Source organism: Maridesulfovibrio sp., from assembly GCF_963666665.1.
Taxonomy (GTDB): Bacteria; Desulfobacterota; Desulfovibrionia; order Desulfovibrionales; family Desulfovibrionaceae; genus Maridesulfovibrio.
Map to the genome: position 1 here is coordinate 3,443,198 of NZ_OY762999.1, position 23,477 is coordinate 3,466,674.

The window sequence follows — 23,477 nt, forward strand, 5'->3', positions numbered from 1 at the left end:
AATATCTAAGTTGATATTGTGGCCTTTCTATTTAATTATTTAAAATAATTATTTTTTATAAATAGCACCGGTTGATGCTGAGGTTACGTTTTGGCTGTAGCGTTTGAGGAATGCGGAGGGCATTTCCTTTTCAATGGGCTTGAATTCAGCGCGGCGTTTTTTCATTTCAGTTTCATCGAGCTTCACATTGATAGAACGGCCGGGGATGTCGATTTCAATTACATCGCCGGTCTGAACCAGTCCGATAGCACCGCCGGAAGCAGCTTCCGGGGAAACATGGCCGATGGCCGCACCGCGGGTACCGCCGGAAAAACGTCCGTCAGTGATCAGGGCTACGTCTGCGCCGAGTCCCATACCTGCGATTGCGGAGGTGGGGGTCAGCATTTCACGCATACCTGGTCCACCCTTAGGTCCTTCATAAAGGATTACCACGGCGTCACCTTTGACGATCTGGTTGCCGAGAATCGCTTCAACAGCTTCTTCTTCGGAATTGAAAACTTTGGCGTTGCAGGTGCGTTTCATCATTTCAGGTGCCACTGCGGACTGCTTAACTACGCAGCCGTCTTCAGCAATGTTACCGAACAGAACCGCGATACCGCCTTCGTTGGAGTAGGGATCATCAACCGGGCGTACAATCTTGTGGTCTTTGACTCCTGCGTTCAGTTCCTTGAGGTTTTCACCAACAGTTTTACCGGTGACGGTCATCGGATCAAGCTCGATGCGTCCGGTCTTGGCAAGTTCCGCCATTACACCCTGAATGCCGCCTGCTGCGTTAAGGTCTTCGATGTGGTCGGGACCGGCAGGGGAAAGTTTACAGAGGTTGGGGGTGTTGCGGCTGATTTCATCAAATACGGTCAGGTCCAGCTTGAGGCCTGCTTCGTTGAAGATGGCGGGCAGATGCAGCACTGTGTTGGTGGAGCATCCCAGAGCCATATCCATGGTTACCGCGTTCTTGAGGCTTTTCTCAGTAACGATGTCGCGCGGTTTGATGTCCTTTTCGAGCAGGGTCATGATTTGTGCACCGGCGGCTTTAGCAAGGCGGGTGCGTTCAGCCATGACTGCCGGAATGGTGCCGTTGCCTGGCAGGGCCAGACCGATGGTTTCGGAAAGGCAGTTCATGGAGTTGGCGGTGAACATACCGGAGCAGGAACCGCAGGTCGGGCAGGCACTTTGTTCGAGTACGGTAAGTTCCTCTTCGGTCATGTTGCCGGTCTTAACCTGACCTACACCTTCGAATACGGTGATCAGATCTACTTTTTTGCCGTCTTTGCGTCCTGCGAGCATGGGACCGCCGCTGATGACGATGGTCGGGATATTCAGGCGAAGGGCAGCCATGAGCATGCCGGGTACGATTTTATCGCAGTTGGGAATGAGTACCAGTGCGTCAAAAGGATGCGCGGTAGCCATAATTTCAATGGAATCGGCAATGATCTCGCGGCTGGGCAGGGAATAACGCATGCCCGCGTGGTTCATGGCCAGACCGTCACAAACACCGATGGCAGGAAATTCCATGGGCACACCGCCGGCTAGACGTACGCCGTCTTTTACCGCACGGGTGATAGTGTGCAGATGCACGTGACCGGGAATGATCTCGTTGGCAGCGTTGCAGATACCGATCAGCGGACGGTTAACTTCGTCCTTGGACAAGCCCAGTGCATAAAGCAGGGAACGGTGCGGGGCTTTCTCCAGCCCTCCAGTCATTTTTTTACTTCTCATGGTTTTCTCCTGGTTGGTATTCCTCCGGCGGCTCTTCAAGGACCCTGCCGGGGGCCTTAAACACTTTTGGGAAAGGGTTTAAGAATCCCAAAACTTTTTATTAGTTTTTAGTTGAAATAATTGGGAATATCGTAATTGTTTGTTGCAAAACAATTAGTTGTGTTGAAGTAGGCGAAGCCCTAACGAAAGTTTTTGAAGAGTCCAGAGAAACTTTTCCAAAAAGTTTCTCTGGTCCCCGAAGGGCCGCCGGAGGCTAAATTAATTCTTAACAGCCACAAAGCTGCTCAGCATTCCGATCAGGGTGACGGTTCCTGCCAGTATAAGGCATTGTTCATGGGGCAGGAAGGTCAATTTCATGAATAGTGGCGGAAAGTTCAGGATATCTGTGAAAAATTGCTGGGCAGCGTAAAGGATACCTAAGGCTGTAGAACTTCCGACTAGTCCGAGCAGTGCCCCTCCGGTTAGGAGCGGAAGGCGGATAAACCATTGCTTGGCGCCTACTAGATATAGGATCTCTATTTCATCTTTGCGGGTCATGAGTGAAAGGCGCATGGTGTTTCCGACAACCAGTGCGACTATCAGACCGAGGAAAGCGATGATGGGCCAGACTATGGATTGGGTCAGGCTGATCCAGCCCCTTGCAAGGTCAATCTGCAGGGGATTGTAATGCACCTTGTCCACAAAGGGAAGTGCTTTAAGGTCATGCAGTAAATCAGCGGCCCAACGTTCGTTTTCAACGCCCGGTTCTACGGAAAAAGAGAGCAGGGCAGTGGGCGGCAGGGGATTCCTTGATTTGTCGAGCCATGAGAAATCGTCACTGTCGCTGAGCGCTTCGGAAAGCTGCTTTAAAGCGTTTTCCGGTGTGAAGGTACGGATGTCTATTAAGCCTTCAATATTACGGAGATCGGACCATTGCTTTTCGTAATCTTCCGCCGGAGTATTTGAAGCCCAGAAAATCTGGATTTCAACCTGACCTTTACTCTTGAGCAGCTCCTGATTGACGTTATGCAGGGTGAGCATGAAGAGTCCGGCCATGATGGAGACCATGGTAACAGCCACGAGGGTAAAAATATTAGCCCACGGGTGTAGTCCAAGATCGCGTATGCCACGGCCGATGAGCCTGAAGAAAAGTGCTAGCATGGGCAGAGCTCCGAGGTAAGATACTCCGGTGGTTCGCAGAGCTGGCCGCCTTCAAGGTGGATTATTCTTGCGTCAGGGACACAGCGCAGGATTTCCCGGCTGTGGGTTGCCATGACCACTGTAGTGCCATGAGTATGAAATTGCTTGAAAACATCCATCAAATGCAGAGAAAGCTCAAAGTCGAGGTTTCCGGTAGGTTCGTCGGCAATGATGAGTTTGGGATTGACCACCATTGCTCTGGCGATGGCTACCCGCTGCTGTTCACCGCCGGAAAGGCTGCTGCATTTGGAGTAGCTTTTCTTTTCAAGACCGAGGGCTCGGATAATGGCCCGTACCCTTTTATCCACAACAGATTTGGGCATGCTGCGAACTGTGAGGGCTAGGGAAACATTTTCGTATACTGAGCGGTTCGGCAGGATTTTGAAATCCTGAAAGACAACACCAAGCTCACGCCGCAACATGGGAATCTGGCCGCGTTTGATATTATGCAGATCATATCCGGCAACAGAGGCCTGTCCACGGGTGAGCGGCAGGGCTCCGTAAAGCAGACGCATAAGAGTGGTCTTGCCTGCCCCGGAATGTCCGGTCAGAAAGATGAATTCCCCTTTTTGAATATGCAGGGAGACGTCCTTCAAGGCCCAGTTAGAGCCGAAGTTGTATGAAAGCCGGTTAAGCCGGATCATTTAATTCACCGTAGAAAAAGCTAGAATTTTACAGTCAGTTTCTGGCCGTCGGAAGTGGTGCAGGAGCCTTTTCCGCCGCCTTCGAATTCTTTGAGCTGGTCTTGCAATTCAAAGTTGCACTTCATGCTGACCCCGTCATGGCTGTACATAGTGACGGATCTTTCATGGTAGCTGATATCGCCGCTGAAAACTGTTTCATCGGGCAATTGGGCTTTAATGGTGTATGCTTCAAGTTCCGGTCTTTTGTTGGCGGTCATTTCCACAGGTCCGAGATCGGTACCTTTTTCGGATGTGACCTTACCGGTCATCATTACAGGGGCGCAGGCAGCAAGGCTCAGCAGCAGGACTGTCAAAATAATAAATCTGTAAATCATATTCTTAAACTCCTCGAATGCGGTTGTAGCAGGGGTGCGACAGTTTTGCAAAAAACATTATATTAAGCGGTTTGTGGGACCTTTCATTCGATAAACGGTCAAAAAAATGGTTATAAAGTGGGATATGCCCCATAGAAAGATTTACGTTTTTGATGTTTTCAATTAAGTTCCCGAATAGAGCATGGACCTTAATGACAATCCTGACAATTATGCACCTTTCGGGTGCTTCTTTAAATAGTGTCGTAACTGGTTAAAATCCTCAGTTACGGTGCATGCTTAAATCTCGTCAATGGCCCGTGGATAAACATATAACTCAAGCAGCAGGAAAGAGATATGAAAATTTCTGAAAGACTTATGAGGGCTAAACCGTCAGCAACTCTGGCTGTAAACGCCAAGGCACAGGAACTGCGCGCACAGGGTAAGGAAATAGTAAGCCTCGCGGTTGGCGAGCCTGATTTTCCTACTCCGGCGCATGTCTGCGAAGCTATGAAGAAAGCTGTTGATGATGGATTTCACCGTTATACCGCAGTACCCGGACTCCCGGAACTGCGTACAGCTGTAGCAAATTACTACGGTAAATTTTACGGTGCAAAAGCTGAAGCTGAAAATACCATTATCAGTAATGGTGGTAAGCACTCTCTGTATAACCTGTTCATGGCCTTGATTGATCCGGGCGATGAAGTGCTTATTCCTGCTCCCTACTGGGTAAGTTACCCTGCTATGGTTGAGCTTGCTGACGGTAAGCCGGTTATCGTGCCTACAACCGCCGAGTCCGGTTTTCTGGCTGAGATCAAGGATCTTGAAGCAGCATGTACTGATAAGACCAAACTGCTTATCCTGAATACTCCCTCCAACCCCACCGGTGGACATTATCCTCAGGCACAGCTTGATGAAATTGCCAACTGGGCCAAGTCCAAAGGAATCTTCATTGTTTCCGATGAAGTCTATGATCGTCTGGTATATAAACCGGCCGAGTATTCCACTCTTTCCAATTTCTGGGAAAAGAACCCTGAAGATGTAGCCATCGTCGGTGCTCTTTCCAAGAGTTTCGCTATGACCGGCTGGCGTGTGGGAACCACCCTTGCCCATGCCGATCTGGTTAAAGCCATGATTAAGATTCAGGGTCAGTCCACTTCCAACGTCAACACCATGGCCCAGAAAGCTGCACTGGCTGCTTTTGAAGGTCCTTGGGATCTTATTGATGAGATGTGCGTCAAGTTCCAGCGTCGCCGTGATCTTGCTTACGATATCATAACATCATGGCCCGGTGTTATCTGCACCAAACCGGACGGAGCTTTCTACCTCTTCCCGGTTCTGGAAACCTTCTACACTGAAGAAACCCCGGATTCCGCTTCCATGTGTACCAAGCTTCTGGAAGAAGCCGGAGTAGCTCTCGTGCCCGGTTCTGCTTTCGGTGATGACCGCTGTATCCGCTTCTCTTATGCGGTGGATGATGAAGTGCTCAAAAATTCACTGGAAAAAATCGGCAAAGTGTTGATGGGAAAATAAAAAAAAAGTAAATATAGTCATATTTGATTGATGAAAAAATCAGCCTCTTCCGGTTGATGATACCGGAAGAGGCTGCAACCCATACCAAGGGAGATCGAATATGGCTGCTAATATTCTTGATTGGACCGACAGCTGGTACGAACGTCTTGATTCTGAATCACATTGCGATTCAGCAGCTTCCATTGCTGCAAGATTCAGCGGAGAAGTGGCTGAAGGCAAGCTGCCTTTCTGCTCCATGCCGTTCATGGCTTCTTTGCTGCATGATCTGGACGGCCTTGAAGATTACGTAAAAAGTTTCGACCATATGCTTCTGCTGGGTATCGGGGGCTCCGCTCTCGGCGCACGAGCCTTGCAGAAAGCTTTCTTCCCGCAGCAGGACCAGCCCGGCCATGAAGGTCCGTGGCTTTGGATTGCTGACAATGTCTGCGCCAAGACCCTTGACGCATATCTTCAGAAACTTCCCCTTGAGAAAACACTTGTGGCGGTTGTCTCCAAATCCGGAGGCACAATCGAAACAATCAGCCAGTATTTCCTTGTCCGCGATAAACTTAAGCAGGACCTTGGTGATAACTGGAACCGCAACCTTCTTTTCGTAACCGATAAGGAAAAGGGGTTCCTGCGTGAGCAGGCTGATGAATTTTCCGTACGCACCCTCGAAGTCCCCGACTATCTTGGTGGCAGGTATTCCGTGCTATCTGCTGTCGGGCTGCTTCCGGCAATGTTCATGGGCATTGATTATCGTTCGCTGGTTGAAGGTGCTTCCGCTGTTCTCTCGCCCTTGGCATCGTCGGACCTTAACGGTGACCTGCTGAGTCGCCATCCGGCATTTAAAATGGCCTGCTGGGCTTCCGGTCTGATGGGCGAAGGGTATAATGAACTGATTTTCTTTTCCTACATCCCGCAATGGGCCTGCTTCGGACAATGGTTTGCCCAGCTCTGGGCTGAAAGCCTCGGCAAGGAAGGGAAGGGCAGTCAGCCGCTTCCGGCTGTAGGAGCCACAGACCAGCATTCCGTGAACCAGATGTTTCTGGATGGGCCGCGTAACAAAGGTTGCCTGTTCCTGACCTGCCCTTCTTTACCTGAAGGGGCGTCCTTTTCGGACGATATTCCGGACAATTTCGCTTATCTTAAAGGTAAGAGCTTCGGTGAATTGATTCATGCTGAAGGTCTCGGAACCAAGATGGCACTGGCCGCGAATAAGGTCCCGTTGGTTGAAATGCAGATGGAAGCCGATTCAGAGGAAGCTGCCGGTCGTCTCATGGGTTTGCTCATGGCTGCGACCATTTTTACCGGTTGGTTGATCGAGATTAATCCCATTGACCAGCCTGCTGTGGAAATGGGTAAACTGCTCGCCAAAGCACGTCTCGGCGCTGACGGTCTGGAAAAGGAAAAGGAAAGTCTCAATTCTTTCCTGAATACTAAGCGTGAAGAACAGGAATTTTAGGTGATTGATGCGCTGCCGCGCTTTTTGAAAATCACCTTTTGAATCCTTAGTTGATTTAATTGGGGCAATTTAGGAATGATCCTAAGTTGCCCCTTTCCCTTTACTACCTGCCTTCTTTGAGGCACGAATAAGCAAGCTATTACTCAATTATATCTATTAAAAGTTTTAGGAGAGTCCAGAGAACCATTTTACAAAAGGGTTTTCTGGGCCCCGAAGGGCCGCGGAGGCATTCTCTTGGATTCACAACATCAAGATTTGCAAGTTAAATCATTCCAGCTTGTTAAGCTTCTTTCCTGGACTTTGCTGATTGTAATCATTGCCAGCAGTCTTGGGCTTTCTGTATTTCTGGCAAAACATGCGGACGAAACTCTTCTGGAAAAGCAGAAGCAATTTGCCCTGTTGCAGGCTGAGAACTTGAACCACCAGATTTACCGTCGTTTTATCCTGCCTACTATTATCGGTTACGGGCGTATCGGGCTGAAAAACAAGGAACAGATGGAACGCCTTGATCAGGTGGTGCGCTCCACTGTGCACAGTTTTAAAGTTAACGAGGTGCGTATCTATGATCCGGAACTTGTTGTTTCATATTCAACTGATACTGGAATAATCGGTAAGGATGATCTTGGCGGTGAATTTCTTAAGGATGTTCTTGCCAGTGGCAAGCCTAGATATGAGTTCATCAGTAAGAAATCCACGCTGGCACTTCTTTTTGATTTTCATATGCGACCCGGAACAATGCAGCTTAAGATTGTTTACCCGCTGCGTTCTGAAAAGAGTTTGAACATTGATGAGAATGTCATCATGGGCGTTATGGAGATAACTCAGGATATTACCGAGGATTATCAGTCGGTTATTAATTTTGAGCGTTTGATCCTGTTTACTTCCAGTTTTTCGGCATTGATTCTTTTCGCCACTATCATGGCTATTATCCGCCGTGCTGATATTATTAATGAACAGCGCATGAGGGAAAGGCGCGATTTTGAGAAAGAGCTTAACCAGAGCGAAAAGCTGGCCAGTATCGGACGTATGGTTTCCGGGGTGGCCCATGAAATTCGAAATCCGTTGGGAATTATCCGCTCCAGTTCTGAGCTTTTGCTTAAGAGAATGAAGGAAAGTGATCCGGTCAACGTTAAGATTCTGGGTGCTATCCATGAGGAAACCAAACGGTTGAGCCGCACTGTGAGTGATTTTCTTGATTATGCAAGGCCGCGCAAGATTGCCATGACCGCACTTGATCCCGCAGATTTGCTGGATAAGATTTATATGTTTCTGGAATCAAAATGCCGCCAAAGCAACATTGAGCTTAAGAGGGAATATATTTCCGGGCATCAGGTTTGCGGTGATGAAGACCTGCTTTATCGCGCTTTTTATAATCTTGTCGGCAATGCCATGCAGGCGGTGGAAAATGATGGGTATATAGCTGTTTCCATTGAAGATGCAGAGGGTGGCGTAAGCGTGGTTGTAAGTGATTCCGGTTCTGGATTTTCGCCTGAGATTATTGAGAAGGTTAAGGACCCGTTTTTTACAACTAAGGATAATGGAACAGGCTTAGGGCTTGCAATTGTGACCAATATTGTGGAAAGCCATAACGGAAAGCTGCGTATCGGGAATAATCCCGAGGGCGGGGCTCGCTTGGAAATATTTTTACCTCAAAAGAAAGACTGCTAGAAAATGCCTGCAAATATTCTCATACTGGACGACGAACAGAACTATCTGCTCATTCTGGAAGCTTTGCTTTCAGATGAGGGGTACACCATTACCGCCCTTTCCGACCCGGAAACAGGTCTGGCCTATCTTGATGAATCGGAAGTTGATCTGGTCATCACCGATATGAAAATGCCAAAGCTGACCGGGCAGGATGTGCTGGAGCATGTGAAAAAGAATTTTCCGTACATTCCGGTAATTATCATGACCGCATTCGGTTCCATTGAATCAGCTGTTGAGGCCATGAAAATCGGTGCCTTTGACTACATTACCAAGCCTTTTGCCAACGAGGAACTGCTTCTTTCCGTTACAAAAGCAGCCCAGTTTGCCAAGGCGCAGCAGGAAAACAGGCAGCTTCGCGAGCAGATCAAGGACCGCTATTCGCCCAGTAACATTATCGGCCGCTCCAAGCCCATGCTGCAGGTTTTTGATATGATCAGCAAGGCCGCTCCGGGCAGCTCCACTGTACTGATCACCGGGGAATCCGGGACCGGTAAGGAACTGGTGGCGCAGGCTATTCATCAGGCTTCACCGCGTTGCGACAAGCCCTTTGTTTCAGTGAACTGCATGGCTTTTAACACCGGTGTTCTTGAGAGCGAACTTTTCGGACATGAAAAAGGTTCTTTTACCGGGGCCGTAGCCCGTAAGCGGGGTCGTTTTGAAGCTGCTGATCAAGGTACACTCTTTCTTGACGAAATTGGTGAAATTTCCCACGACATGCAGGTTAAGCTGCTGCGTGTATTGCAGGAAAAGACCATTGAGCGCGTGGGCGGAGGGGAACCTATCAAGGTTAATATTCGCATTGTAGCCGCCACTAATAAAAATCTTAAGGAAGCGGTGGAAAAGGGCGAATTCCGTGAAGATCTCTACTACCGTCTCAATGTTGTCAGCATTGAAATGCCGCCTCTGCGTGAGCGTCGCGAGGACATCCCTTTTCTGGTAGATCATTTCCTTGCTACCTATTCTGCTGACAACAACAAGGAATTTGACGGTTTCGCTCCGGCAGCTATGGATTACATGACCGCCTACGAATGGCCCGGAAATGTACGTCAGTTGCAGAACGTTGTGGAACGTTGTGTTGTGCTTTCATCCGGTTCAGTTATTGAGACCGAAGATCTTCCCGCTGAGATCAAGGATGAGGAAGCTCAGTTCAAGAGCGCCGTTGACTTGTTGCCCTCAAAGCTCAATCTTGCCGATACATTGGATAAGATCGAAGCTACACTGGTGCGCAGGGCGCTGGTTGCCAGCAACTTCGTTAAGGTTGATGCCGCTGATATGCTCGGTATCTCGAAGAGCCTTTTGCAGTATAAGCTGAAGAAGTATAAGATTTCCGGAAAGTAAGAGATTTAAAAGGGGTGGTGAACAAAGTTCACCACCCCTTTTTTTTACAGAAAATTGTAATACATAGTCGTCTTAGCTGAATACTTGGAATGATCGGATAGGTCATGATCACGGGCATGTTCCTGCAAGACATCGTCACGGTACTCAAAGACATTGACAAGAAATCCGGCCTTGTCCTTGGTGATGAATAAGCCTTCGCGCTTGCCGTTCTTATAGTTCATTTCATCTTTAACATTGCCGTTGCGATGAAATGTGAAGGACTTTCCGTCCAGCTGGGCCTTCGCGTTGTAATGGCTCATTTCCCTTATCTTGCCGCTATCATAATATTCGTAGTTGTATCCGGCCTTGTCACGGCCTACGAAGAACTTTTGCTTAATCTTACCGTTGGGCCAGTATAGGGAATGGTAACCGTATATCTTGCCGTCACTGTGGGTACCCTTTTCACGCAACTTTCCATCCGGGTAGTAGTGGTAGAATCTGCCTTCCATTACTCCATTCTTAATTACAATCCGGCTCTTGGGGAATTGCTGTCCTGCGTCGTAATATTCAGTGTATATTCCGCTGAATGGCTTATTGGTGTCGATAAGGACGATCTTATCCTGCTCGAAGCTGAGTTCGTAGAAAGTTGCTTCCTGCTGTGAGCATGCAGTCAGCAGCATTAAAAACAGGGCCATCAAACAAAATAGCAACTTTCTGAGCATACTCATCTCCATTTTCCCCTGAGGGCTTACAAATAACCCCCTGATTACCAATCAACTGGTAATCGTACTTTCTTTTTCTCTTTATTAGTAAATAGCACGTATCCGTTCTTTTTGCCAAACAGGTAAACATCACGGGTTACAGCCACATCCTGCTTGCAGTATTCAGTGATAAGGTCCAGACGTCCTTCTTTCCACCATTCAAGGGCCTGTAAGCCGTCCGCACTTTTGGCGGCATCAAGGGTTGCTTGAGCGATGTTGTCCAGTTTCAGGCGGTAGCCCAGTCGTTCGTAGACTTTGAGCAGCAGGTCCAGTGTGGGCAATCCTTTGTAGTTGAAGGGATGGATGCCGGAAAGGACCTTGTAGTCGAAGCGTTCAATGTTGAAGCCGATGATCAGGTCCAGTTTCTGGACGCGTTCCATCATTTCCGGGATTTGATCTTCTTCATATTCGAAATATTTATCCTCAGTGGAATCGTAAAGCACGGCAATGGAAATGCCCATGCGTTCGGCCTTGTTCCAGCCGCCTACATCCTGTGCCGAGCGGCGGGTTTCCACGTCAAGCACGCCAAAGCTTTTGGGTTCTTTGGAGCTTTTTTCTTTTTTCACTTCTTCACCGAAGGGAACCAGTACCATAGATAAATCCTCTATTTTTTCCGGTGGTTGTCCGTTAACCATGTTTTCCAGCACATAAATGGCCGCAGCCTTGTCGATGGGCCTGTTGCCGGAACCGCATTTGGGGGAATGTACGCATGTGGGGCAGCCCAGTTCGCATTCACAGTCTACGATGACCTGTAAGGTGCGTTCAAGCAGTTCTTCGGCCTGTTCAAAAGCCTGCATGGTCAGCCCTGCGCCGCCGGGAATGCCGTCGTAGATAAAGACTGCCGGACCGTCGACCTGCTCGTGCATGGGTGTGGAAATACCGCCAAGATCATTACGGTCTGTAAGTACCAGCAAGGGAGTGATGCCGATTGCAGCATGTTCCACTGCGTGGATACCACCCATGAAATGGATGAAATCCTCTTCGGCCCTGCGTTTGATCTCTGGTGAAATCTCCATCCATAAACCTTGGGTCTCAAATACTACCGGAGGCATGTCCAGAGGTACTATTCCAAGCAGCTTACCGCCTTTTACAGCCCGTTTTTCATATCCGGTAACCTGTTCAGTTACCCGCAGCCTTCCGAAGCGCATGACAATACCGAAGACTTTTTTCTGGGAATAGACCTCAAGGATTTCCGTTGATTTGTTTTTCCGCGCCCGGGTGTAATAGCCGACTCGTTCCTTCGCTGCCTTGATCTTCTTGGCTCCGAGATCCAGCTCCTTGATGCAATAGGTGGAGCCGCGATGGATATAGACCGCACCCTCGTGCGCTTCGGAATAAGCCCGGACTTCATCAATGGTGCCGATAGTGGCTCCATTGGCAGAGTCTTCAATATGCATGGTTGACCCTGCTCCGCGCAGGGAGACATCGCGGTGCGGGCGTTTGCGGATTGAATATATCTCATCACCGCGTTTATTGCGCAGCAGGATTCCTTCTTTTTCCAGTTCAGTTACCCGTTTTTTTATTTCTTCGTCATGGAGCAGGTAATCGTTATCGCGCAGGGTGAGTTCCGCTGCAGCGCAGACCAAATGCCGTTGCATGATTACCGGATTGTAAGGATTAAGCACTGCGTTTTCGGCTGGACGGGAAAAGAAGTCTTCCGGATTGCGCATGAAATATTGATCAAGGGCATCTTCCTGACCGATGAGTATTACTGCTGATTCGCGCTGGCTGCGACCTACACGGCCTCCACGCTGGAGGGTTGCCATTACTGAGCCGGGGTATCCCACGAGAATGCAGAGATCAAGTCCGCCGATGTCTATGCCCAGCTCAAGGGCACTGGTTGAGATGACCGCCAGCAATTCACCGGAAGACATCTTCTGCTCAATTTCACGCCGTTCCTCAGGCAGGAAACCGGCTCTGTAGGCGCTGATGCGGTCCTTGTACTCTCCTGCCTTCTCATTGACCCACATGGCGATAAGCTCGGTCATTTTGCGCGACTGGGTGTAGACAATTGTCCGCAGGCCGCGTGCCAGCCCGGCCTTAAGCAGCTGAATTGCCGCGCTGTAAGGCGAAACTACGGGGTTGAAAAAAATGTAGTTGCGTTTACCGGAGGCCGCGCCTGATTTGGTAATAGGGTTAACATCCAGTCCGGTCAGGTCATGACATAGCTGTGCAGGATTGCCCACGGTAGCCGAGGAAAAGATGAATGAAGGATTGGCACCGTAATATTTGCAGATGCGCAGCAGGCGACGGAACACCATAGCCATGTGCGATCCCATAACCCCCCTGTAGGTATGAACTTCATCGACCACAATGTGGGTCAGTCCGGCAAGGAAGGGCGCCCATTTTTCATGGTACGGCAACATGGAGAGATGCAGCATTTCCGGGTTGGTCAGGATTACTGCGGGCGGGGTATCGCGTATTTTCTTGCGTCTATAGGGGGAAGTATCCCCGTCATAGATGGCAGCTTCGGGTCGTGCGTGTTCCGGGAGCAGGGCAGCCATTTCATTAAAGGTCTTGAGCTGGTCCTGTGCAAGGGCTTTGAGCGGAAAAAGATAGAGGGCGTGGGAATCAGGATCACGCAAACACTGCTCCAGTACGGGCAGATTATAGGTCAGGGTCTTTCCGCTGGCTGTCGGTGTGGCGACCACCACATTGCGTCCGGCCCGGGCGTAGTCTGTAGCTTCAGCCTGATGGGAATACAGATGCTCAATATTCCTGAAGCCGAGCACGGAATTTACCGAGGGTGAAAAAGGGCGGCGGGGTTCGCCATAGGAGGGATCTGTCCCTTCCATGGTCCGGTGGTGGACAACTTGATCGCCCATGGTCGGTGAAGCGAGCAGGGAGTTGATATATTCTTGGATTCTGTCTTGATCATGCATCAGGGAAATAGAGTCATATCGTAATTAAGATTCGTCAAGAAAAAAGGGCCGCACGTTTTCACGTGCAGCCCTTGGATAAGCTTGGTCTGTAAAGCGTAAGCTATGCTTTTACAGTTTCACCGGCAGTTTCAGTATTTTTAGCTGCAATGTCTGCAGCAGCGGTGAAGATAACGTCGGTGGAGCTGTTCAGTGCGGTCTCAGCAGAGTCCTGAATTACACCAACGATGAAACCTGCAGCAACAACCTGCATGGAGATTTCGTTGGGAACACCGAAGAGAGAACATGCGAGGGGGATCAGCAGCAGGGAGCCGCCGGCAACACCGGAAGCACCGCATGCGGATACGGAAGCGATGATGCTGAGCAGCAGAGCAGTTGCTATATCAACCTGAATACCGAGGGTATGTACTGCAGCAAGAGTCATAACGGTGATAGTGATAGCTGCACCGCCCATGTTTACGGTAGCACCGAGGGGGATGGATACGGAGTAAGTGTCTTCGTGCAGGTCGAGTTTCTTACACAGTTCCATGTTAACCGGAATGTTTGCTGCGGAGCTGCGGGTAAAGAATGCGGTGATACCACTTTCACGCAGGCAGGTGAAAACGAGGGGGTAAGGGTTGCTTCTGGTTTTAAACCATACGATGGCAGGGTTGATAATCAGAGCTATGGTACCCATGGAAATGAGCAGAACCATGATCAGGTGGCTGTATCCTGCCAGTGCGGAGAAACCGGTAGTGGCGATAGTATCTGATACGAGACCGAAAATACCGAGGGGAGCAAAGCGGATAACCAGTTTAACGATTCCGGATACGCCATCGGAAATGTCATTCAGAACCTGCTTGGTAGCATCACTGGCATGCTGGAAAAAGAAACCGAGAGCAAGAGCCCAAGCGAGAATGCCGATGAAGTTACCGGTGTAGAGAGCGTTGACCGGGTTATCCACGATCTTGAACAGCAGGGTGTTCAGAACTTCAGCGATACCACCGGGAGGAGTTGCACTGGTTTCAGTTGCAACAAGGGTAAGGGTGGTAGGCATCAGGAAGCTCATGGTTACAGCAACCAGAGCGGACATGAATGTTCCGATCAGGTACAGGGAAATAATGGAACGCATGTTGGTATGCGCGCCTTTTTTCTGGTTGGCGATGGATGCTGCAACAATTACGAAAACCAGAATAGGTGCAACTGCTTTCAGGCCCTTAACAAAGAGGCTGCCCAGAAGGCTTACGGATTTAGCTGCTTCAGGAGCAAAGGTTGCCAGTGCGATACCTGCTGCAATACCGATCATGATCTGTACGACCAGACTGCCGGATGCAATGCGTTTAAAGATGTTAGTTGATTGAGTCATTTTTATCCCCCGTGTTTTTGAAAAAAATTATGCTAGACGGTTTTGGTCATAGGTAGATGTTGAGATTCTTGTCAACATTTTTGTGTCAGATAAATCAATAGTTAATTTACACCCTGTTTTTTTTCGTATTGAGTAAAAAAACAATAAGCAAAACAAAAGCATAGATAGTTGCACAACATTAGGTTACTATTGTATAGTGTCCGATTTAGAATAAAGTACTGAATGAATATTCAGTCAATAATGTGTTTTGTAATAAAAAAATACGTCAATATATGTCCACCATATTTCTAATCGCAAAATATTTTGCTAAAATTTTGCTAGAAACGAAAAAATGGTGATTGTTTGTTGTACTGATGACCACTATGTAACTTTTTTAAGATCTTAATTGAAAACAGGATAAAAACATGGCTGAATCTCCACAAAAGTACATTTACTATTCAATTGCAGCTTCAATTATCACCATGTTCCTTAAGACATGGGCTTGGTACGTTACTGATTCCGTAGGTTTGCTTTCAGATGCATTGGAAACGCTGGTCAACCTTTCGGCTGCGCTTTTTGCTTTGGCTACATTGACCATGGCATTGAAGCCTGCTGATGAGCGGCATGCCTATGGACATGGAAAAGCAGAGTATTTTTCAAGCGGTGCAGAAGGAATGCTTATCTTGGTTGCTGCGGTGGGGATTGTTTATGCATCGGTGGAAAGGTTTTTGAGCCCGGCTGTTCCGCAGAATCTAGGTATAGGTCTTGGTATCGCATTGCTTTCTTCTGTAGTGAACTATGTCACTGCCAAGATTATGCTTAAGGGTGCCGAGGTTCACGATTCCATTACTCTCGAGGCAGACGCTAAACACTTGCTGACCGATGTATGGACTTCGGTGGGATTGGTTGCCGGATTGGGGGTAATGCTTTTCACTCCGCCTTCGTGGTCATTTATTGATCCGGTGATTGCTATGATTATGGCCGGAAATATTGTTTTTACGGGATTTTCACTGATCAAGAAGTCTTATTCCGGGTTAATGGATAATGCGTTGCCCCACGAAGAGCTGATGATCATTGATTCTGCTATTCGCAATTGCAGCGGAGAGAATGTTCTTTACCATGGTTTGCGGACACGTAAGGCCGGATCACACCGTTTTGTTGATTTCCATCTGCTTCTCCCCGGAGAATCAACTCTCACTGATTCCCATGATTTATGTACGGAAATCGAAGACTGTATCAAGTCGGATTTGAATAATTGCCATGTGACCATTCATGTTGAGCCTAAGGAAGATGTCGCTTCTTATGATTGTGAGGAGACGGGAGGGCTTTGCGGTTCCATGATCAGGCTCAAAGAAACGCTAGGTGATAAGGATTAATTACGAATGTCGCAGTTATGCAAAATCAATCTCGTTCATTGTAATACTGAATTTGAAAATATCCTTTTGTTGCCTGATAGCGAAGGTCCTTTCCCGGCTGTTTTGCTTTTGCATGAGTATACCGGACTGAATCAAGTAACTGTCAGCCATGCAAAGCGTCTTGCTGCAGCCGGTTACGCAGTGCTTGCCGCAGATTTTTATGGAATCGGCAACCGTCCTGCCAATATAGATGAAGCACGCAGTACCCACCGCATCTATCGTAATGATCGGCAGCTAATGCGCGAACGTGCTGAGGCCTGTTTTTCTGTTTTGCAGGATCAGCCGGAAGTTGATCCTGCCAGAATATATGCGCTTGGTTTTTCTTTTGGCGGAGGTGCGGCATTGGAACTGGCCCGTACCGGAGCAAAATTGAGGGGCGCGGTTTCAGTGTACGGTTACCTTGATACCAGCCATCCGGCATCAGCCGGAGATATTAAATGTCCGCTGCTGGCTGTCCATGTAAATAATGATCCGGTGGTTCCTGAAGAGCATTTATTGATGTTTGAGCAAGAGATGAAGTCTGCTGAAATTGATTATGATTTGATTCGGTTGGATAATGCACAACACGGTTTTGCCAACCCTGAAGATGCTGGGTTTGATGCAGCACTTGCTGAAGAAATGTGGAGTACAGTGTTGGGTTGGTTGCAAGCTGAATTAAGCTAGATCAAAACAATGCTAAAGAATAAACCCCGGCACATCCGTACCGGGGTTTTAAAATATGCAGATCGGTTTCTACCAGCTGTTGCGGTGAACCCTTTCTTCCTTGTAGCGGTCTTTTCTCTTTGATTCCTGTTTGGGATGGCCGATCACTATAAATCCAAGCGGAATTACCTGCTCGGGCAGATTGAATAATTTTTTGAAGCCTTGGACTCTTTCTTCAATGGGATGGATTCCTGTCCATACAGCGCCAAGTCCTTTGGCGTGGGTAGCCAAAAGCAGGTTTTGGATGGCTGCCGAACAATCCTGCACCCAGTATCCTGCATATTTTTCAAGACTGAGATCTCCGCAGACAAGGATGCCTAAAGGGGCCTTCTTGGCCATGGCGGCGTACTCGTTAATGTCTGGAGCGGCATTAAGCTTTTCACGGTCATCTACAACTATAAATTGCCAGGGCTGAGCATTACCGGCACTGGGCGCCATCATGGCTGCGCCGAGGATATCTTTAATATCTTCCTCGGATACAGTTTTTTCTTCATATTTTCTGATGCTTCTGCGGGAGTGGATTGCTTCAAATACGTCCATGTTTATCATCTCCGTTGAGTATTAATTTCATGAATGCATTTTATATAGCACAGCGCTGGGCAAAAACGGATCATATTTTTGTCTGATTATGAAGCTGTATGATTTGTTTGATGAGATTTGCAGAAATATATTTCAGAGGCAAAGTTAATTTTAATTAGTGCTTGATTTTAACTCTCACTGTAGTATTCTACAGATAATCACACCCCTGATTTGGTCTGAAATACTTTTGGTTATTTTGCAGTCCAACCCCTTGGCGGTGCCGTTCTCCTCCCTCGCTAACCGTTCGGCACCGCCTATCCTTTCCTTAAAGAAGAAAGGGTGCACTTTTTTATAAAGTGCACCCTTTCTTTGGTTTTATGTTCTGTCCGGATTGCTATTTGTTTTTAAAAGCAATGCGGAAGCAGGCGATTGCTCCACCCCAGGTAATGCCGAGGCCGAAGAGCATCATGATGATTGCGCTGGTAGTCATGGCTTATCTCCTTTTGAGGAAGCTGCTGTTGGTGGAAGATACATTTGCGAATGCGCGGTCCTGAGAGGACAGTGCAAAGCCGATTACAAGGCAGAGGCCAAGTATTGCCCAGCCGAATGCGATAATGGCTGTGTTGGAGTATCCACCGTAGTTCTTGGAGATATCACCGATGAAGTTGGTCACGATCATGAAACCGAGCATTGCCGGAACAACGAAGCGCAGGCTGTTCATCCACAGGGAACCAACGATGATTTCGGAGGTCTTGTTAACGTGAGTGCGCATTTCATCGAGATTGCAAAACCATGCGACAAATATGATTTCAATGAATCCGCCGATGAGAATACCGAAGTTGTTGACGAAGTGGTCAACGATATCAAGCAGCAGCAGACCGCCGCCGGTAGTGAAAACGATGCTTACCAGAAAGCCGAGGGTGCAGCACACTGCTACGGCTTTCTTACGGGAAACACCGAATTTATCGATGATGGAAGAAGTGATAACTTCGGTGATGGAGATCATGGAAGAGAGACCGGCAACAACGAGTGCCATGAAGAAGAGCACACCGAAGAATACAGGTGCGGGCATCAGGTTGATTGCGGTGGGCAGTGTGATGAAGGCAAGGCCAACACCTGCACCGGCAACTTCGCTGATGGGAACACCCTGCTGCAGGGCCATGTAGCCGAGTACACTGAAGATCATGATACCGGAGATTATGCTGAATCCGCAGTTGATGAAAACAGTCATACAGGCGTTGTTGTTGATGTCGGATTCCTTGGGCAGGTAGCTGGAGTAAGAAAGCATGATACCGAACCCGATGGAGAGGCTGAAGAAAATCTGGCCGAATGCGTCAGCCCAGACTTTACCGTCCATAATGGCGGAGAAATCAGGCTTGAAGAGCCAGTTGATACCGTCCATTGCTCCGGGGAGCATCAGACCTCTTCCGATGAAGATAAACACAAGCAGGAAGAGAAGGGGCATGAATATTTTGTTGACCCTTTCAATACCGGCTTTAACTCCGGTAAAAAGGGCAATAAAGGTGAATGCCCAAGCTGCGGCGGTTGCCAGGAAGATGGACCCCTGTACATTACCCATGTTCATGGGGGAATCGGTCAGACCGAGGAAGCTTCCGAAGAAGAAATCCTTGGGAGCGTCTCCCCATCCTTGGGTGAAGGAAAGGCCCACGTAGTTCATCGCCCATGCGATAACTACAACGTAATAAGAGGCAATGACGAATGAAACCACTACCTGCCACCAGCCGAGCCATTCCCATTTTTTGGAAATGGATGAGAAAATTTTTGGCGCGGAACCCTTGAACTTCTGGCCGAGACCGAATTCAAGGATCATGAATGGGATACCCGCAGCAAGCATTGCTACGAAATAGGGGATGAGGAATGCACCACCACCGTTTTCATAAACCATGTAGGGAAAACGCCAGATGTTACCCAACCCGATTGCAGAGCCCACGGCGGCAAGAATAAAGCCGGAACGGGAACCCCATGTTTCTCTTTTTTGCATGTTGTTTGAACTCCTTAAGAAAAAACCAGCTGAAACAGCAACCATTTTGCTGATTCAGCAAAAACTATATGTAAAATGCGCTAAACGCATAATTGAGCATACCGCATAGAATACATTTCGATTATTGTCCATCAAATTAAGTGTCAGGATTTTTTAATGGATGGTGATATGTGTGTAGTCGCGGTGTTATTATGGATATCTTAAATGTAAAATTGTGCGAAATGAAATTTTATTACAAATATTTTTGTATTTCGAAAAATACAGGTGCATTAAAGAAAAGAACAAGAAAAATGATTCTGCTGATGAATACAAGGAAATATGCTCAGCTCTGCATCAGAGCAAAAGAAGACATAAAACAGAGTGCTCGACTAATGATCATCTTGATATTATGGTTGATCAGCTAAACTTAAGGAGTCTGGTTATGGCACATATTCTTGTTCTTGATGACGTTGTAGACGCGGGAATACTTCTCAAGCGAATTCTTGAACGCAAGGGGCACAAAGTAAGTGTTTTTTCCGAGGAAGAGGAGGCTCTTTCTTTTCTTTCCGGCAGTGATGTTGAGCTGGCTATCCTTGATATTAAACTCAAGAAGATGACTGGTGTTGAGGTGCTGGAAGAGATGAAAAAAATTATGCCCGCATTGAAAGTGATTATGCTGACCGGATATCCGACCCTTGAGACTGCTCGTGAATCACTTAAGCACGGAGCCAATGAATACTGCGTTAAACCAATTGATAAGGAAGAGCTTGAATTTAAGGTGGAGGAAGTTCTATCCTGCTGATTTATTCTTCCCGGAATTCGCCAAGCTTCTCCACTGTGGCAATAACTTCAGTTGCATTACTGCCCGGTGCCACAGGATTAAAGACTGCCCTGATATACATCTTTTTCTTCCCTGTTACAGAGATGTAGTTGCCTTCATACAAGGCAGATTCTCCGTTTAATGCTTTCTCCATAACTTCCCGCATTTCCGGTGTACCTTTCTCTGCAGTATTGAAGCCTATTAATTTATCTTTTGTAGATCCCATCAGGTCCATGAATTTCGGGTTGCAGTCCCTGATAATGCCCTCATGGTCGAAGTAGATTATGCCCAGCGGTGAATTGTCAAATATTACCCTGTATTTTCGTCTTTCCTCCAAGATGGCAAGTTCCGCTTTTTCCCTTTCCCTGATCTGGTTTTGCAGTTTTATATTCAGGATTTCATTGTTTCGATGTGTCTGGCAGGAAATGATTGATTCAGATAGCCTAATATTAATTTTGTGTAATGATCTCAGCATGGAATGGGGTAGTGGATAGAGCCCTTTTCCGATCATCAGGAAACCTGCTTCAGGTAGATCCATTAGATAGTAGTGATCACCTTCAAATGATGTGTGCAAGGGCAGGCTTTCCCTTAGATTATTGATCTGATCTTCTGCCTCACAGCTCGAAATTTTCAAGAGAAAATCATCAAATGCAGACTGTTGTTTTTCCTTGAAGGGAATAGAAAATGCTTTAGCAAAGGAAAGAGTTTCCTTGTTTTGCAGGAAAACCCTCGCGCTCATGCAGCATAAGCGGTGCAGGTAAGTTGAAAGTGCTGTTGAAAGCATCTTTTCAAGATCCATACTTTTACCAATTGACATGGCTATTTCATAAAGAATTTGCTCTTGGATTCTGATGCTCACAATTCCTCCAGTACAGCCAATACAGTGGTCTTGTTATGAAATTCCAGTGATTGTTTTTCCTGAGTGGCAATTTCCCCGAAAGAGAGGAATCCCAGTAATGGAATATCCGGAAGGTGCAGGGCATTCAGTTCCTGCTTAAACTTGTCTTTAAGGAATAAGGCCCTTGAAATACAGTCTACAACAAGTCCTATTGAGTTGTTACCGATGCTGAATCCGGGCTTGCAGGTGGAGATTTGTCCCGAAGCTTTGATCAGGGATTGCGGGTTGCCGTGGAGGATGTCTACAAATGATCCTTCCATTATTTCACCTACGCAGGTCAGCGCTCCTGCCTCATCAACCATTACCGGGTCACGGACGATGGGATCACTGCACATGCTTGAAATTCCGAATGGATAGGACATGGCAATCTGTGAAAAGTTTTCAGGGGTTATATATTGCCCGGAATGTTCACGAATGACTTCCCTGTAGATATTGAATGCAGGCATCCAGTTAATGGTTCTGATTATATTTCGGTCCGCTTCAGTTACTTTGAAAGGACCTTTTATGGGATGCCAGCCGTGGCTGATATTCACTGTGCTTCGGGTATCCAGTAAACCTACCATGGCTGCGTCTTCCAGCAATCCCTCATTGCTGATGATGGCCGGCTGTCTTTTCAGGCTTATCGATCCGGTTCCGCCCCCTACGATATTACGTTCAATCCCTATGTGGGTGAACATGGCATTGATAAATGCTGAAATACGACTGGCGAAACCATCGGTGATAACAAAGATGGTTTCCGGAATGTCATCATTTTCAAAAATTTTGCTCAAAGGGGGCATGAAATCAGTATCAGGATCGCTCATTTTCTTGATGATGGATATTTCCGGCTTTTGAGAGAGGCCGATTACAAGAGTTCCGCTTTCCATAGTTTCTTTTTCGTGAATTATGCCGGGGAAGATGCCTCCCATAAGCGGAACAGTACATTCTTTAAAAATATGGTCTGCATTTTCAGGTTGAAATCCGTTTTTATCGCAGGCAAAAACAATTATTCCATTTACTTCGTCCCGTGCAGCTGTATTTTTAAGTATAGTTGCAAGGGCTTGCACGCTTCCTGTCGGCTCCAATTCAATATACATTCAAGGTCCCCACATTATATTTATAGCTTTCCTCTTAGTTACCAAAAAAAAGAATGGTGTACAGGTAAAAAACTCACTTATTAGATACGCTGATGAATTTATAATGATTGAGCTTGAACAACGCCCTTAAATCTGCTTTCTATAGGCACGCTTTCAGCGTGAAAGTGTGCAGTAACTAGAATATAAACAATGTTTCATCATATAAAAATGGCCGGCACTTGCCCGGCAGTATTTTAAGGAGAAAATCAAATGTCCGATTTATCTATACTTTTCCCCGGTCAGGGTTCCCAGGAACCAGGAATGGGGCGTGATCTTGCTGAAAAATGGTCAACAGCCATGGATATGTGGAAATTCGCTGAGGCTGAATCCGGTCTGCCCCTGCGTGAAATCTACTGGGAAGGCGATGCCGCTGATATGGCTAAGACCGATGCATTGCAGCCCGGTCTGACCGTGGTAAACCTGTCCATCTGGGCTTATCTCAAGGAAAGCCTCAAGCCTGCGGCAACTGCTGGACACAGTCTTGGTGAGTTCGCATCCCTTGGTGCTTCCGGCATTCTTTCTATTGAAGATACCATCAAGGCTGTCAGCCTGCGTGGTAAGCTTATGTCTCAGGTCGGGAATGAAAATCACGGTATGGCCGCAGTGCTCAAGCTGGATCAGGCTGCTGTTGAAGAAGCCGTTGAATTTGGTGCATCCGAAACCGGAAAGGAATTGCGTGTAGCAAACTACAACTCTCCTGCTCAGTATGTAATCAGCGGTGAAAAAGCTGCCATTGAAGCTGCCGGAACCTTGATCAAGGAAAAGAAAGGCCGCTCTATCCCCCTGCCGGTCAGCGGTGCTTTCCACAGCCCTCTTATTCAGGAAGCTGCAGATGAATTTGCTGCCTACCTTGGCAAGCTGGACTGGAAGGCTCCTGCATTTCCGGTTTATTTCAACGTAACCGCCGGCACTGAATCAAATCCCGAAGAAATTAAGAAGATTATGTGTTCCCAGATGACTTCATCCGTGCGCTGGATTGAAATTGTATCCAATCAGTACGCTGCCGGGGCGCGCAACTTCCTCGAACTCGGTCCCAAGGGTGTGCTGACCAAGCTGTTGGTGGCCAACCTTAAGGGCAAGGAATACGAAGGAAAAGGCATCGGTAATCTGGAGCAGGCCGAAGCTGTTAAATAGTGGAAAGGCTTCATAACGAAGAAAGGGAAAGGACCAGTC

General features: G+C 47.6%; 20 protein-coding genes. 8 read left to right on the plus strand and 12 right to left on the minus strand.

The window, feature by feature from the left end:
• Window positions 1–48: 48 nt before the first annotated feature.
• From ilvD to ACKU40_RS15865, 4 genes are all read right to left on the minus strand, one after another.
• On the minus strand, window positions 49–1,716 hold the full coding sequence (gene ilvD / locus ACKU40_RS15850) for a dihydroxy-acid dehydratase (RefSeq protein WP_320173760.1): 1,668 nt from the start codon (window positions 1,714–1,716) through the stop codon (window positions 49–51).
• Window positions 1,717–1,974: 258 nt separating this feature from the next.
• Window positions 1,975–2,856: a permease-like cell division protein FtsX gene (locus tag ACKU40_RS15855; RefSeq protein WP_320173761.1), complete on the minus strand. Its 882-nt coding sequence runs from the start codon at window positions 2,854–2,856 to the stop codon at window positions 1,975–1,977.
• Window positions 2,850–3,539 (minus strand): cell division ATP-binding protein FtsE, encoded by a 690-nt coding sequence (gene ftsE / locus ACKU40_RS15860; RefSeq protein ID WP_320173762.1) that lies wholly within the window; start codon window positions 3,537–3,539, stop codon window positions 2,850–2,852. The genes ACKU40_RS15855 and ftsE overlap by 7 nt, the downstream gene beginning before the upstream one ends.
• Before the next feature lie 20 nt (window positions 3,540–3,559).
• Window positions 3,560–3,913 (minus strand): hypothetical protein, encoded by a 354-nt coding sequence (locus tag ACKU40_RS15865; RefSeq protein ID WP_320173763.1) that lies wholly within the window; start codon window positions 3,911–3,913, stop codon window positions 3,560–3,562.
• Window positions 3,914–4,246: 333 nt separating this feature from the next.
• On the opposite strand from ACKU40_RS15865, the gene ACKU40_RS15870 reads away from it, so the two are divergent.
• From ACKU40_RS15870 to ACKU40_RS15885, 4 genes are all read left to right on the plus strand, one after another.
• Window positions 4,247–5,422 carry a pyridoxal phosphate-dependent aminotransferase gene (locus ACKU40_RS15870; RefSeq protein ID WP_320173764.1) on the plus strand — a complete coding sequence of 392 codons (1,176 nt, stop codon included), beginning with the start codon at window positions 4,247–4,249 and terminating at the stop codon, window positions 5,420–5,422.
• 100 nt (window positions 5,423–5,522) lie between these two features.
• Window positions 5,523–6,866: a glucose-6-phosphate isomerase gene (locus ACKU40_RS15875; RefSeq protein WP_320173765.1), complete on the plus strand. Its 1,344-nt coding sequence runs from the start codon at window positions 5,523–5,525 to the stop codon at window positions 6,864–6,866.
• A 234-nt stretch (window positions 6,867–7,100) separates the two neighbouring features.
• Complete coding sequence (locus tag ACKU40_RS15880; protein WP_320173766.1) at window positions 7,101–8,534, plus strand: ATP-binding protein; 1,434 nt, start codon at window positions 7,101–7,103, stop codon at window positions 8,532–8,534.
• 3 nt (window positions 8,535–8,537) lie between these two features.
• Window positions 8,538–9,911 (plus strand): sigma-54 dependent transcriptional regulator, encoded by a 1,374-nt coding sequence (locus ACKU40_RS15885; RefSeq protein ID WP_320173767.1) that lies wholly within the window; start codon window positions 8,538–8,540, stop codon window positions 9,909–9,911.
• Window positions 9,912–9,955: 44 nt separating this feature from the next.
• Here the strand turns inward: ACKU40_RS15885 and ACKU40_RS15890 are convergent, their stop codons facing one another.
• The 3 genes from ACKU40_RS15890 to sstT form a co-directional block, all read right to left on the minus strand.
• A complete protein-coding gene (locus tag ACKU40_RS15890) occupies window positions 9,956–10,612 on the minus strand; it encodes a toxin-antitoxin system YwqK family antitoxin (protein WP_320173768.1) in 657 nt (218 codons plus the stop codon).
• Between the two features lie 44 nt (window positions 10,613–10,656).
• Window positions 10,657–13,533 (minus strand): DEAD/DEAH box helicase, encoded by a 2,877-nt coding sequence (locus tag ACKU40_RS15895; RefSeq protein WP_320173769.1) that lies wholly within the window; start codon window positions 13,531–13,533, stop codon window positions 10,657–10,659.
• A gap of 100 nt (window positions 13,534–13,633) precedes the next feature.
• Window positions 13,634–14,875, minus strand: a complete 1,242-nt coding sequence (gene sstT / locus ACKU40_RS15900; protein ID WP_320173770.1) for a serine/threonine transporter SstT — start codon at window positions 14,873–14,875, stop codon at window positions 13,634–13,636.
• Between the two features lie 404 nt (window positions 14,876–15,279).
• On the opposite strand from sstT, the gene ACKU40_RS15905 reads away from it, so the two are divergent.
• Entirely contained in the window at window positions 15,280–16,230 is a 951-nt protein-coding gene (locus ACKU40_RS15905) for a cation diffusion facilitator family transporter (protein WP_320173771.1), read from the plus strand.
• Window positions 16,231–16,236: 6 nt separating this feature from the next.
• Window positions 16,237–16,932, plus strand: coding sequence for a dienelactone hydrolase family protein (locus ACKU40_RS15910; protein ID WP_320173772.1), 696 nt, complete (start codon window positions 16,237–16,239; stop codon window positions 16,930–16,932).
• Between the two features lie 69 nt (window positions 16,933–17,001).
• Here the strand turns inward: ACKU40_RS15910 and ACKU40_RS15915 are convergent, their stop codons facing one another.
• The 3 genes from ACKU40_RS15915 to ACKU40_RS15925 all read right to left on the minus strand — a co-directional run bounded on the left by ACKU40_RS15915 (window position 17,002) and on the right by ACKU40_RS15925 (window position 19,492).
• Window positions 17,002–17,511, minus strand: coding sequence for a nitroreductase family protein (locus ACKU40_RS15915; protein WP_320173773.1), 510 nt, complete (start codon window positions 17,509–17,511; stop codon window positions 17,002–17,004).
• Between the two features lie 373 nt (window positions 17,512–17,884).
• Window positions 17,885–17,980: a MetS family NSS transporter small subunit gene (locus ACKU40_RS15920; RefSeq protein ID WP_015853623.1), complete on the minus strand. Its 96-nt coding sequence runs from the start codon at window positions 17,978–17,980 to the stop codon at window positions 17,885–17,887.
• Between the two features lie 3 nt (window positions 17,981–17,983).
• Window positions 17,984–19,492 (minus strand): sodium-dependent transporter, encoded by a 1,509-nt coding sequence (locus tag ACKU40_RS15925; protein ID WP_320173774.1) that lies wholly within the window; start codon window positions 19,490–19,492, stop codon window positions 17,984–17,986.
• A gap of 421 nt (window positions 19,493–19,913) precedes the next feature.
• Between ACKU40_RS15925 and ACKU40_RS15930 the strand changes: the two genes are divergently transcribed.
• On the plus strand, window positions 19,914–20,273 hold the full coding sequence (locus tag ACKU40_RS15930) for a response regulator (RefSeq protein ID WP_320173775.1): 360 nt from the start codon (window positions 19,914–19,916) through the stop codon (window positions 20,271–20,273).
• Window position 20,274: 1 nt separating this feature from the next.
• Here the strand turns inward: ACKU40_RS15930 and ACKU40_RS15935 are convergent, their stop codons facing one another.
• Both ACKU40_RS15935 and ACKU40_RS15940 read right to left on the minus strand, forming a co-directional pair.
• Window positions 20,275–21,150, minus strand: coding sequence for a PAS domain S-box protein (locus ACKU40_RS15935; RefSeq protein ID WP_320173776.1), 876 nt, complete (start codon window positions 21,148–21,150; stop codon window positions 20,275–20,277).
• Complete coding sequence (locus ACKU40_RS15940; RefSeq protein WP_320173777.1) at window positions 21,147–22,265, minus strand: FIST C-terminal domain-containing protein; 1,119 nt, start codon at window positions 22,263–22,265, stop codon at window positions 21,147–21,149. The genes ACKU40_RS15935 and ACKU40_RS15940 overlap by 4 nt, the downstream gene beginning before the upstream one ends.
• 249 nt (window positions 22,266–22,514) lie before the next feature.
• On the opposite strand from ACKU40_RS15940, the gene ACKU40_RS15945 reads away from it, so the two are divergent.
• The gene (locus ACKU40_RS15945; protein ID WP_320173778.1) at window positions 22,515–23,438 is read left to right on the plus strand and encodes an ACP S-malonyltransferase; all 924 of its coding nucleotides are present in this window, start codon (window positions 22,515–22,517) and stop codon (window positions 23,436–23,438) included.
• Window positions 23,439–23,477: the final 39 nt, after the last annotated feature.

Excerpts from the sequence above, each read along its gene's own strand:
- ilvD (WP_320173760.1), bottom strand. The coding sequence starts at position 1,716 with ATGAGAAGTAAAAAAATGACTGGAGGGCTGGAGAAAGCCCCGCACCGT.
- ACKU40_RS15855 (WP_320173761.1), bottom strand. The coding sequence starts at position 2,856 with ATGCTAGCACTTTTCTTCAGGCTCATCGGCCGTGGCATACGCGATCTT.
- ftsE (WP_320173762.1), bottom strand. The coding sequence starts at position 3,539 with ATGATCCGGCTTAACCGGCTTTCATACAACTTCGGCTCTAACTGGGCC.
- ACKU40_RS15865 (WP_320173763.1), bottom strand. The coding sequence starts at position 3,913 with ATGATTTACAGATTTATTATTTTGACAGTCCTGCTGCTGAGCCTTGCT.
- ACKU40_RS15870 (WP_320173764.1), top strand. The coding sequence starts at position 4,247 with ATGAAAATTTCTGAAAGACTTATGAGGGCTAAACCGTCAGCAACTCTG.
- ACKU40_RS15875 (WP_320173765.1), top strand. The coding sequence starts at position 5,523 with ATGGCTGCTAATATTCTTGATTGGACCGACAGCTGGTACGAACGTCTT.
- ACKU40_RS15885 (WP_320173767.1), top strand. The coding sequence starts at position 8,538 with ATGCCTGCAAATATTCTCATACTGGACGACGAACAGAACTATCTGCTC.
- ACKU40_RS15890 (WP_320173768.1), bottom strand. The coding sequence starts at position 10,612 with ATGCTCAGAAAGTTGCTATTTTGTTTGATGGCCCTGTTTTTAATGCTG.
- ACKU40_RS15895 (WP_320173769.1), bottom strand. The coding sequence starts at position 13,533 with ATGCATGATCAAGACAGAATCCAAGAATATATCAACTCCCTGCTCGCT.
- sstT (WP_320173770.1), bottom strand. The coding sequence starts at position 14,875 with ATGACTCAATCAACTAACATCTTTAAACGCATTGCATCCGGCAGTCTG.
- ACKU40_RS15905 (WP_320173771.1), top strand. The coding sequence starts at position 15,280 with ATGGCTGAATCTCCACAAAAGTACATTTACTATTCAATTGCAGCTTCA.
- ACKU40_RS15910 (WP_320173772.1), top strand. The coding sequence starts at position 16,237 with ATGTCGCAGTTATGCAAAATCAATCTCGTTCATTGTAATACTGAATTT.
- ACKU40_RS15915 (WP_320173773.1), bottom strand. The coding sequence starts at position 17,511 with ATGGACGTATTTGAAGCAATCCACTCCCGCAGAAGCATCAGAAAATAT.
- ACKU40_RS15920 (WP_015853623.1), bottom strand. The coding sequence starts at position 17,980 with ATGACTACCAGCGCAATCATCATGATGCTCTTCGGCCTCGGCATTACC.
- ACKU40_RS15925 (WP_320173774.1), bottom strand. The coding sequence starts at position 19,492 with ATGCAAAAAAGAGAAACATGGGGTTCCCGTTCCGGCTTTATTCTTGCC.
- ACKU40_RS15930 (WP_320173775.1), top strand. The coding sequence starts at position 19,914 with ATGGCACATATTCTTGTTCTTGATGACGTTGTAGACGCGGGAATACTT.
- ACKU40_RS15940 (WP_320173777.1), bottom strand. The coding sequence starts at position 22,265 with ATGTATATTGAATTGGAGCCGACAGGAAGCGTGCAAGCCCTTGCAACT.
- ACKU40_RS15945 (WP_320173778.1), top strand. The coding sequence starts at position 22,515 with ATGTCCGATTTATCTATACTTTTCCCCGGTCAGGGTTCCCAGGAACCA.